This is a genomic window from Streptomyces murinus (genome assembly GCF_002154555.1).
Lineage (GTDB): Bacteria > Actinomycetota > Actinomycetes > Streptomycetales > Streptomycetaceae > Streptomyces > Streptomyces murinus.
In genome coordinates, this window is the sequence record NZ_MUNF01000493.1 from 1 (window position 1) to 9,984 (window position 9,984).

12 protein-coding genes are annotated in these 9,984 nt (G+C 72.9%); 7 read left to right on the forward strand and 5 right to left on the reverse strand.

The features are described from left to right. Window positions 1–750 (reverse strand): DegT/DnrJ/EryC1/StrS family aminotransferase (locus CCN72_RS27495; protein WP_244174491.1); only part of this gene is annotated, 750 nt, incomplete at its 3' end. Between the two features lie 388 nt (window positions 751–1,138). Here CCN72_RS27495 and CCN72_RS27500 point away from each other — a divergent pair. The 6 genes from CCN72_RS27500 to CCN72_RS27525 all read left to right on the forward strand — a co-directional run bounded on the left by CCN72_RS27500 (window position 1,139) and on the right by CCN72_RS27525 (window position 6,983). Beyond that, window positions 1,139–2,245 (forward strand): Gfo/Idh/MocA family protein, encoded by a 1,107-nt coding sequence (locus CCN72_RS27500; RefSeq protein ID WP_143664216.1) that lies wholly within the window; start codon window positions 1,139–1,141, stop codon window positions 2,243–2,245. A gap of 1 nt (window position 2,246) precedes the next feature. Beyond that, window positions 2,247–3,125: a sugar phosphate isomerase/epimerase family protein gene (locus CCN72_RS27505; protein WP_107430165.1), complete on the forward strand. Its 879-nt coding sequence runs from the start codon at window positions 2,247–2,249 to the stop codon at window positions 3,123–3,125. Then, window positions 3,122–4,432: a M20/M25/M40 family metallo-hydrolase gene (locus tag CCN72_RS27510; protein WP_086810524.1), complete on the forward strand. Its 1,311-nt coding sequence runs from the start codon at window positions 3,122–3,124 to the stop codon at window positions 4,430–4,432. The genes CCN72_RS27505 and CCN72_RS27510 overlap by 4 nt, the downstream gene beginning before the upstream one ends. Window positions 4,433–4,507: 75 nt before the next feature. Next, the gene (locus tag CCN72_RS27515) at window positions 4,508–5,626 is read left to right on the forward strand and encodes an Ldh family oxidoreductase (RefSeq protein ID WP_086810512.1); all 1,119 of its coding nucleotides are present in this window, start codon (window positions 4,508–4,510) and stop codon (window positions 5,624–5,626) included. Further along, window positions 5,623–6,561 (forward strand): Gfo/Idh/MocA family protein, encoded by a 939-nt coding sequence (locus tag CCN72_RS27520; protein WP_086810514.1) that lies wholly within the window; start codon window positions 5,623–5,625, stop codon window positions 6,559–6,561. The genes CCN72_RS27515 and CCN72_RS27520 overlap by 4 nt, the downstream gene beginning before the upstream one ends. Then, window positions 6,558–6,983, forward strand: a complete 426-nt coding sequence (locus CCN72_RS27525; RefSeq protein ID WP_086810516.1) for a DUF6917 domain-containing protein — start codon at window positions 6,558–6,560, stop codon at window positions 6,981–6,983. The genes CCN72_RS27520 and CCN72_RS27525 overlap by 4 nt, the downstream gene beginning before the upstream one ends. Before the next feature lie 166 nt (window positions 6,984–7,149). Here the strand turns inward: CCN72_RS27525 and CCN72_RS27530 are convergent, their stop codons facing one another. The 4 genes from CCN72_RS27530 to CCN72_RS27540 all read right to left on the reverse strand — a co-directional run bounded on the left by CCN72_RS27530 (window position 7,150) and on the right by CCN72_RS27540 (window position 9,813). Next, window positions 7,150–7,683: an EF-hand domain-containing protein gene (locus CCN72_RS27530; RefSeq protein WP_086810518.1), complete on the reverse strand. Its 534-nt coding sequence runs from the start codon at window positions 7,681–7,683 to the stop codon at window positions 7,150–7,152. A gap of 157 nt (window positions 7,684–7,840) precedes the next feature. Continuing rightward, a complete protein-coding gene (locus tag CCN72_RS27535) occupies window positions 7,841–9,100 on the reverse strand; it encodes a nucleotide sugar dehydrogenase (RefSeq protein ID WP_086810520.1) in 1,260 nt (419 codons plus the stop codon). Window positions 9,101–9,156: 56 nt separating this feature from the next. Continuing rightward, complete coding sequence (locus CCN72_RS38705) at window positions 9,157–9,387, reverse strand: hypothetical protein (RefSeq protein WP_136103773.1); 231 nt, start codon at window positions 9,385–9,387, stop codon at window positions 9,157–9,159. Between the two features lie 183 nt (window positions 9,388–9,570). After that, complete coding sequence (locus CCN72_RS27540; RefSeq protein ID WP_208638113.1) at window positions 9,571–9,813, reverse strand: hypothetical protein; 243 nt, start codon at window positions 9,811–9,813, stop codon at window positions 9,571–9,573. Here CCN72_RS27540 and CCN72_RS39770 point away from each other — a divergent pair. Then, window positions 9,803–9,984 (forward strand): hypothetical protein (locus CCN72_RS39770; protein WP_208638114.1); only part of this gene is annotated, 182 nt, incomplete at its 3' end. The two genes, CCN72_RS27540 and CCN72_RS39770, sit on opposite strands and share 11 nt — an antisense overlap.

The window sequence follows — 9,984 nt, forward strand, 5'->3', positions numbered from 1 at the left end:
CCGGGCGGTGTAGGCGGCGGCCAGTTCGGCGCGGCGCGCGATGTGCTCCTCCAGGAGGGGCAGTTTGGCGAGCAGGACCGCCGCCTGGATGTCGTCCATCTTGCTGTTCGTGCCCGGCAGCGCGCTCTCGGTGGAGATGGCCGGGAAGTCGTTGAGCGTACGGCCGCCCCTGCCGTGGTGGCGCAGGGCCGCGACGGTGTCCGCGAGCTGCGGGTCGTCGGTGAGGACGGCTCCGGCGTCGCCGATCGCGCCGAGCGTCTTCGAGGGGAAGAACGACAGGACGCCGCCCCGGCCGTGCAGGCCCGCGTGAACCCCTCGCCGCCGCATGCCGATCGCCTCGGCGCTGTCCTCGACGACGGTGAGGCCGTGCCGCCGGGCCACGGCGTCGACGGCCGCCATGTCGGCCATGGTGTGGAACAGATGCACCGGCATCACGAACCGGCTGCGGGGGGTGACGGCGGCGTCGAGCGCCTCGGGGTCCATCGCGTACGTGACCGGGTCGATGTCCACGAACTGCGGGCGCCCGCCCGCGAGTACGACGGCCGAGGCGGTGGCGAAGAACGAGTACGCCGGTACCAGGACCCCGTCACCGGGCCGCAGTCCGCAGGCGCGCAGCAGCAGCACCAGCGCGTCGGTACCGCTGTTGACGCCGATCACATGGCGGGCGCCGGTGTAGTGCGCGAGTGCCGTCTCGAGTTGCCCGACCTGTTTTCCATGGCTGAATTTGCCGCTGTCGAAAACGTCGTCCAACGCCTTTTCGACGGACGGCCACAATTGTTCGAAAGTGGCGGCCTGGGAGAAGAAGGGAATCGATTCGGCCGTCCCCGGAGGAGTCGGTGTCGCGCCCCCGGCCGGCGCCCGAAGCTGTCCACTGGAAGGCAAACTCTCACCCGTCCCGTCGTTTCTGCGGAACGGCCACGCTAGTCGGATCTTCCCGCAGACGGAGAAAGGAAAGGATCATCTTCACACTTTGTGGGTAACGGCGTTCCGGTTCGCTTGACCCTTTCCTCGCCGGACGGCAATAGTCGGGCGGCGCGCCGCAGTTGTGCGCGGCGGCCGCAGTTGTGCGCGACGTTCGACGAACCGGGCGTCCCACGCAAGGCGTTCGCCTCTCGTTCCCTCTCTCCCAGGAGGCCTTGTGCTGAAGCCCCTCGTGGTCGGGCTCGGCCGCTCCGGTTCCGGACTGCATCTGAAGACCCTCGCCCGGCTGGCCCGGCGCACCGCGGCCACGGGTGATCCGCTCCTCGCCCTGCCCGTGGTCGGCTGCGATCCGCGCGCCGAGGCACGGGGGAGCGCGGGCGCGCCCGGGGAACTCACGGCCGTCGGCACGCTGGACGAGGCTCTGGCCCGGATCGACCCCGACACGACGGTGGCCCATGTGTGCACCCCGCCCCGGCTGCGGTACGACGTGATCGCGCGGCTCGCCCAACACGGGGTGCGCCGGCTGATCGTGGAGAAACCCCTGGCCGCGTCGGCGGGCGAACTCGACGTCCTGGTACGGCTGCGCGAGCGGGCCGACCTGGACATCGTGGTCGTCTCGCACTGGACCGGCTCCCGGCTCACCGGCCGACTGCGCCGACTGGTCCGCGACGAGCCGCTCGGTCCCCTGCGCCGTATCACCGTGGACCAGCACAAGCCCCGCTTCCTGCGCTCGCTCACCACCGACGGGCATCCGAGCGCGCTGGACGTGGAAATCCCCCACTCCCTGGCGCTCGCCCTGGACCTGGCCGGTCCGGCCGAACTCCGGGCGGCGCGCTGCTGGGACCTGCGCTGCGAGGACCGGGTGCTGCCCGGTCTCGGTGGTGCCCACGTCGAGCTGGAACACCCGTCGGGAGTGACGACCCTGCTGCGCTCCGATCTCGGTGCGGCGGTCCGGCAGCGCAGTGTGGTCTGCGCGTTCGAGGGCGGCACCGCCACGGCGCACTTCCCGCTGAGCGAGGACGACGACCATGCCCAGCTCATCGTCCACGGCCCGGACTCGGAGGCCGACCACCATGTCTTCCGCGACGACGCCCTGACCGACTTCCTGGAGGGCGCCTACCGGGGCTTCGCCGCGGGGACGGCCGGTGCCGTGAACTTCGCGCTCGCGTGCGCGACGGCACGGCTGCTGTGCGTGGCGCGCGAGCGCTGTGCCGTCGTGCCGCGGCCGGAGACCGTGCCGTCGACTGCCGTTGCCCCTACCGCCGTAGCTCCAACTCCGGTACCGGCAGCCGGAGTTCCGCAGGCCTGTGCCGGGAGCCGCTGACATGCCTCTGGAGCACTTCGGCACCCCCGGCTTCGGACCGCTGACCGGCATCGGGGACGAGGCCGCGCCCGATACGGACGGTCAACTGGCCGCGCTAAGACGGCTGGGCTGGAACTCCATCGAGCTGCGCAATGTCGACGGCACCGCGCTCGCCGACCTCTCCCCCACCGCGTTCGAGGCGCTCGCCCGGCGCCTCGCGGACGACGGGTTCACCGTGGTCGCCGTGGCCTCGCGGATCGGGAACTGGTCGCGTCCGGTCACCGGCGACATCGGCCCGGACCTCGCCGAACTCGATGTGCTGGCCGAGCGGTGCGCCGCCCTCGGCTGCCGGCTGGTGCGGATCATGTCGTACCCCAACGACGGCCTGCCGGAGCGGGAATGGGCCGACCGCGCGCTGACCCGCACCGCCGTCCTCGCGGACCGTGCCGCGCGCGCGGGCCTGGTGCTGGTGCACGAGAACTGCGCGGGCTGGGCCGGAGACCGGGCCGACCGGGCGCTGCGGCTGCTACGCGCCGTCGACAGCCTGGCCCTGCGTCTGCTGTTCGACATCGGCAACGGCGTCCCCCACGGGTACGACGCCCCGGCCATGCTGCGCGACCTCGCGCCCTACGTGGAACATGTGCACATCAAGGATGCCGTGCGCCTGCCGGACGGCTCCACCGCCTACACACTGCCCGGCGAGGGCACCGCCGGGGTGGCCGAGTGCCTGCGGATCCTGGCCGCCCACGGCTATCGCGGGGCGCTCTCCCTCGAACCGCATCTCGCCGTACGGCCCCACGAGGGGCTGACCCGGGCCGGTGCGGACGCCGCCGATCTCTTCGTACGGGCCGGGCAGGCGCTGCTCGCGCTGCTGAAGGACCTCGCGGACGGCGCGGAGTGAGCGCACTGTTCACCGGCCGGTACCGCGAACTGCTCCTCGACCTGCTGCGCCTGCCGAGCGTCAACCCGCTGGAGACCGGCCCGGCCGATCCGCCGTCCCGGCTGCCGGAGCTCCTGGAGCGGTACGCGGCGGCCGCCGCCGAGGCCGGGTTCCGTACGGTACGGCTCGCCGCGCCGCCCCCCGACTGCCTGGACCGGCCCGGCGTGCCGGCCACGGTGCGCGCCGCCGCCCGGGACCCGCGCTTCCTCGCCGCTCAGCCCAGTCTGCTGCTGCGCCTGGGGCCCGAACGCGCCCGCGCGGACACGGTGATGTTCAACGTGCACCTGGACACCGTCGCCGGTCACACCCCGCCGGACCACGACGGCACCCGGTTCACCGGGCGGGGCGCGGTCGACGCCAAGGGGCCCGCGGTCGCCCTGCTCGCCGGGCTGGCGGCCGCCGCCGCGCATCCCGCGGTCGGGCGGGACGTCACCGTTGTGGTCCAGGCCGTCGCCGGGGAGGAGGGCGGCGCCCTGGGCACCTACGGGACACGGCCGCTGATGGAGGCCGGGCACCATGGGCGGCTCAATGTGTTCTGCGAGCCGACCGGGCTGCGCGCGCTGCCCCGGGCGACGGCCGCCATGACCGCGCGGATCACCGTGGCGGGCGAGGACGCGGTGGACGACCACCCGGACGCCGGGCACAACGCGACCGTGCTGCTCGGCTTCCTCGCCCAGCATCTCGCCGCCCGCCTGGACGGGGCCGTGCCCGGTGCCCGGGTGTGCGTGGCCGGGCTGCACACCGGCCGCACCCACAACCGCGTCCACGGCACGGGCACGCTGCTCCTGAACCTGTCGTACCGCACCACCGCCGACGGCGACCGGCTGAAGACCGCGGTCACCCGGCAGCTCGCCGAGGGCCTGGACCGCTTCGCCGAACTGTTCGCCGCGGGGCGGGAGTTCGCCCGTACCGCGCGGGACGCGGCCCGTGTCACCCGGCTCGGCTGGGACAAACACGGGCTGCCCGCGCTGGACAACCGCGACCCCTGGGCCGAGGCGCTCCTGACCCGGGCGGGCGCCCGGCCCCCGGCCGACGATCCCGGCTTCACCTGCGACGCCGTCTGGGCGGCGGGCCTCGCGGACGCGTTCACCGTGGTGCTGGGTCCCGGCGACCTCGCCGCCAACCGCGCGCACGCGCCCGGCGAGTTCGTGGACCTCGCCGACCTGGAGGACTTCGCCTCGGTGGTCCGGCGGCTCGTCACGTCCTTCGCGGACGGAGCGCGTCCGGCGGTGGCGCGAGCCGGACGCCCGACGGCCGGACCGCGGTGACCCGCTCCGAACAGAACCGACCTGTACAAGAACCGACCCGTACAAGAACCGACCCCCATCTCCTAAGGAATCCGGATGACGGCACCCCCCGCCCACCGAGCGGCGGCCGAGCGCACCCCTGTCCTGGTCGACCACGGCGAGCTGCACACCGCGCTCACCGCCCTGTTCGCCGGCCATGGCATCCCGGACGCGCGGGCCCGGCTCGCCGCGGACGCGCTCTGCCACGGCGATCTGACCGGGCTCGACTCCCACGGTGTGTTCAACCTCGGCCGCCTCTATCTGCCGTTGCTCGCCGCCGGCCGCTGCGATCCGCGTGCCGAACCGGAGACCGTCACGGACCTGGGTGCCTGCGCGGTCGTGGACGCCCGCCGGGCGCTCGGCCTGTGGGCGGCGGCCGAGGCCATGGACGACGCCGTGGCGCGGGCCTCCCGGCACGGCATCGGCCTGGTGTCGGTGCGTGGCGCGACCCATTTCGGGTGCGCCGGTTTCCACGCGGCGCGCGCCGCGCACGCCGGGATGATCGGTCTCGTCGCGAGCAACTGCGGTGGCCAGCGCATCGCCCGGCCCCCGGGCGGCGCGGTCGCGATGCTCGGCACCAATCCGCTCAGCGTCGCCGCGCCCGCCCTGGACGGGCATCCGTTCCTGCTGGACATGAGCACCACGGTCGCGCCCACCGGCAAGGTACGGGTCGCCGCCCGGCGCGGCGAGCCGGTGCCCGCGGGCTGGCTGGAGGACGCGGCGGGCGCGCCGGTGACCGACCCGGCCGCCTTCGACCGCGGCGAGGCGTTCCTGCGCTGGCTCGGCGGCAGCGCGCGGACCGGCGTCCACAAGGGCTTCGGGCTCGGCATCGCCGTGGAGCTGCTGGCCGCCGTGGTCTCCGGCGCGGCCGTGGGGCCCGCGCCCGCGGCGCTGGAGGGGGACGGCCGGCCGCACGGCAGCGACGACGACATCGGCTTCTTCCTCCTCGCCATCGCCCCGCAGGTGCTGCGCCCCGACGCGGACATCGCGGCCACGACCCGGTCGCTGTTCGGCGCGCTCACCGACTGCCCGCCGGTGCGCGACGGCGAACCGGTGCGCTATCCGGGCTGGTGGGAGGCGGAACTCGCGGCCGAACGACGGCGCGAGGGCATCCCGCTGCCCCCGCATCTGTACGAGGAGCTGACCGAGCTCGGCCTGCTCGGGGGCCACCGATGAACCGGCCGCTGCGCCTCGGGGTCATCGGACTCGGCGCCATCTCCCCCTACTATCTGGCCGCCGCCGACCGGCTCCCCGCGTGGCAGCTGACCGCCGTGTGCGACGCCCGCGCGGAGACCCTGGAAGGCTTCACCGGTCCTGCGGCGCGTTTCGCCGACCATCGGGTGCTGCTGGCCGAGGCCCGGCCGGACGCCCTGGTGGTGGCCGTCCCCAATGATGTCCATCTGCCCGTGTGCCAAGACGCGTTGGGCGCCGGTGTCCCGGTGTGCGTGGAGAAGCCGCTGGCCCTGACCGCGGCCGAGGGGCGCCTGCTGGTGGAGCTGGCGCGCGGCCGTGAGGTCCCGCTGATGACGGCGTTCCACCGCCGCTACAACACGGCCGTCCGCGAACTGGCGGACCGGATCGCGGGCCGGGAGGTCCGTTCGGTCCGGTTGCGGTACCTGGAGCGCATCGAGGAGCATCTCGGCGGCGAGGACTGGTACTTGGACCCCGAGCGCTGCGGCGGGGGCTGTCTGGCGGACAACGGTCCCAACGCCTTCGACGTGGTACGGCTGCTGCTCGGCGACCTCACCGTCACCGGGTGCGCGCTCGAACGCGACGGTCATGGCGTCGACCGCCGGGCGGTGGTCCGGCTGCGTGGCCGTACCGGGGCGACGGCAGCGGTCGAGCTGGACTGGTCGTACCCGGGTGAACTCAAGGACGTCGAGGTGGAGTTGGCCGACGGGGAGGTGCTGGGCGCCGACATGCTGGCCGGGCACACAGCCTTCAAGGGGTCGCTCTGGCACGAGTACGAGGCGATTCTCGGCGAGTTCGCGGAGCTCGTGGCAGGGCATCGCACCGCCGGTCCGGGGGCACACGGCGGGCTGCACGCGCTGGAGTTGGTCGAGGCGGCCTACGACTGTGCCCAGCCCGCCGCGTACGGGGCGAGCCGGTGAACCCCGCGGAGGACGGCCCGAAGCGGGTGGTGCGCGGCACCCTGGTGAAGGTGCTGGTGCACCGGCGCACGGACCGGGGCATGCGGGTGGAGGAGCACGCGGCGCGCTGTGTACGGCGCGGTGAGGTGCACGAGCTGGTCAGCACCGACCAGTGGGAGCCGTATCCCGGCGCCCGGATCGACCGGGTGGGCTTCCTCGGCTTCGTGGAACTGGGGTGCGGTGGGGTGATCGACCGGGGTGACCTGGTGTGTGTCGGGGACACGGTGGTCGGCAGGGTGCTCGGTTTCGACGCCTGTCATCTGCCGAACCACTACAACATCCTGATCCATGCCGAGCGTTCGGTCAGCGGCCGTGACCTGGAGCTGCTGCCCGAGCAGACCGTCACCTTCACGCAGGGCGGTGGCGCCTCGCAGGTTTCCTGACCGCGCGGATGGGCCCCTGTACCCGGAGTCGGGTGCAGGGGCCCTTGCGTGGCCGGACCCGTACGGGTCCGGTCTCCGCCTCCTCACCGGTGTCGTCGCGCACGCGGTGGCGCCGGCCGCTGAGCCCGGCGGCGCCACCCCGTGTCACCGGAGGCGGTGCGGCGGGTCAGCCGAGCAGTTCGACCTCGAGCCGGCCGAAGTGGAAGTCGCGGACGACCTCCAGGAGTTCGTCCTCGGACAGCCGTCCGTCGCTGTTCTTGTCGACCTTCTGGAACGCCAGACCGGCCTCGGACAGCGGCACGCCGACGCCGGACAGCCACGCCTGGAACTCGCGGGCGTCGATCTGGCCGTCGTGGTCCTCGTCGCACAGGCGGATGAGGGCCTTCACGATGGGCGACAGGGCGCGGTTGAAGCTGGCCTCGCCCTCCTTGAACAGCATGTCCCCGGTGGCGTCGAGGAACTGCTGGCGGCTGATGGCGCCGCCCGCCTCGACACCGGCCTTGTCGGCGAGGTACTCGTACAGACCCGTGAAGGCGGCCTGGAGTTCCTGCACCTCGGGCGCGTCGGCGTCCTTGCCCAGGTTCTGGGCGATACGTCGGGCCTCGCTCTGGAAGTCGGCGGCGTCGAGGACCCCGTTGCCGTCGGTGTCCCACTTCTCGAAACGCTTGACCAGACGCTCGTTGGCGGCAGCGGTGCTCATGGGTTTCTCCTTGATGGTGATGGTGTTACGGCGGTGCTGAACTGCGGCGCCTGGGCAGGGCCGCATCCACGCACGGCGATGCCGTGCGCGGGCTCTGGGGGCCGGTGCGGGACCGGCCGGAGGGGTGCGCCGGACGGAGCCGGCGGGGGGTGAGAGGTCAGAGAAGGGTGACTCTGCTGCCCACGGCCTTGCCGCGGGTGTCCAGCAGGGCGCAGCGGGCCTGGCCCAGCGTCTCTCTCGCGTAGCAGGCGTGGTCCTGGAGCAGGATGGCCACGTCGGTCCGGTCCAGGGCGTCCCGCAACTTCTCGGTGCGGGGCAGCGGTGTGCCGCCGACGGTGAACTCGGGGACGTAGGGGTCGTGGTACGACACCTCGACGCCGGCGGCGAGCAGTCCCGCGGCCACCTGGCGTGCCGGTGTCTCGCGGATGTCCGCCACATCGGGTTTGTAGGTGACGCCGAGCAGCAGGGCTCTCGCCCCCTCGGGACGTCCCGCGGTCTTGGTGAGGATGGTCAGCGCGCGTTCGACGACATGGTCCGGCATGCGGCTCAGTACGTCCTGGGCGGCGGCGAGGGTGCGGAAGGCGAAGCCCTGGGACTCCGCGCGGGCGGCGAGATAGCGGGGGTCGACGGGGATGCAGTGGCCGCCGACGCCGGGGCCGGGGCTGAACGGCGCGAAGCCGAACGGTTTGGACGCCGCGCAGTGCAGGACGTCCCAGATGTCGATGCCCGTCTCATGGCAGAACAGGGCGACCTCGTCGACCAGGGCGATGTTGACGTAGCGGTAGGTGTTCTCCAGGAGCTTGGCCATCTCCGCCTCGCGGGTGCCGCGGGCGACGACGAGCTGGTCCACGAACCGGGAGTAGAACGCCACGGCGTGTTTGGCGCACAGCGCGGTGCGACCGCTCACGATCTTCGGGGTGTTGCGGACGTCCCAGGTCGGGTTGCCGGGGTCGATGCGCTGCGGGGAGTACGCGAGGTGGAAGTCCTCGCCGGCCCGCAGTCCGCTGCCGCGCTCCAGCAGGGGGCGTACGACGTCCTCGGTGGTGCCCGGGTAGCTGGTGGACTCCAGGACGACGAGCATGCCGGGGTGCAGATGGGCGGCGACGACCGCGGCCGCGTCCTCGACCGCGGACAGGTCGGGCAGGCCCTTGTCGGTGAGTCCGGTGGGTACGCAGATCACGACGATCTGCGCGCCGTCCAGGACCGCGGGGTCGTCCGTGGCGTGGAAGCCCGCGCGGAGCATGGCCGCGACGTCGGCGTCATCGACCCCGCCGACGTGTGAGCGGCCGTCGGTGAGGCCGTGCACCACCGGGCGGGACACGTCGTATCCCGCGGTCGCCAGGCCGGCCGAGACCGCGGCTCGGGAGAGCGGCAGCCCGACGTGCCCCAGCCCCATGACGACGAGTTCGACGGCCATCTGTGCAGGTTCTCCAAGGTGTGGAAGCGGGTGTGGCGAAGGCGGACGGCCGTGACTCAGGTGAAGGTGCCGCCGCTGCCGGGCCGCTTCGGTTCCGTCCTGAGCACCGCGATGTCGCCCTCGTCCGCCGCATGGGCGGTGCCGGTGGAGGCGCTTGCCGCGGGCAGTGCACTGGCCGCGGCGAGCGGGGCGATACGGGTACGGCGCATGTATTGCTCCAGTTCGATGGCGTCGTTGAGTTGATTATTTTCTTCCGGAACACCGGATAAGCGCAGAAGCTGCCGCAAGCACCTGAACCGGCGATACGGTCACGCGGAGTTGACGCGAGATCCGGCCATACACCGCTTGGCGTGCGCCAACGCCCCTGGTTCGACCGAGCCTTCGGCCGCCCGGAAACGCCGACGACCGCCGCCCCTGCCGGGCGGCGGTCGTGTTCGCGGCGGTTCCGCTTCTGATCGGGACCGGGGAATTCAGTGCTGGACCGGCGGGCAGTAGCCGGTGTCCTCGCCGATGGAGTTGATCTCGGCGTTGGAGCGGGGGTCGCCGGCGTAGTCGATCTGGTTGGTGCAGCTGACGCCGGGCTTCTTCGGGGTGCCGGAGGGCTTGCCGCCCTTCTCCGGGGCGGGGCAGTGACCCGTCTGCTCGCCGATGGAGTTGATCTCCGCGTTCGACCGCGGGTCACCCGCGTAGTCGATCTGATTGGTGCAGCTCACCCCGGACTTCTTCGCGGTGCCCGTCTGCGTGGTGTGCGTGGTGCCCTGGCCGGAAGCAGAAGCGGAGGCGGAGGCGGAGGCGGAGGCGGAGGCGGAGGCGGAGGAGCTCGGCCGCGTGGTGCTCGTGGCGGTGGACGACGCGGCCGAGCTCCTCCGCCTCCGCCTCCGCCT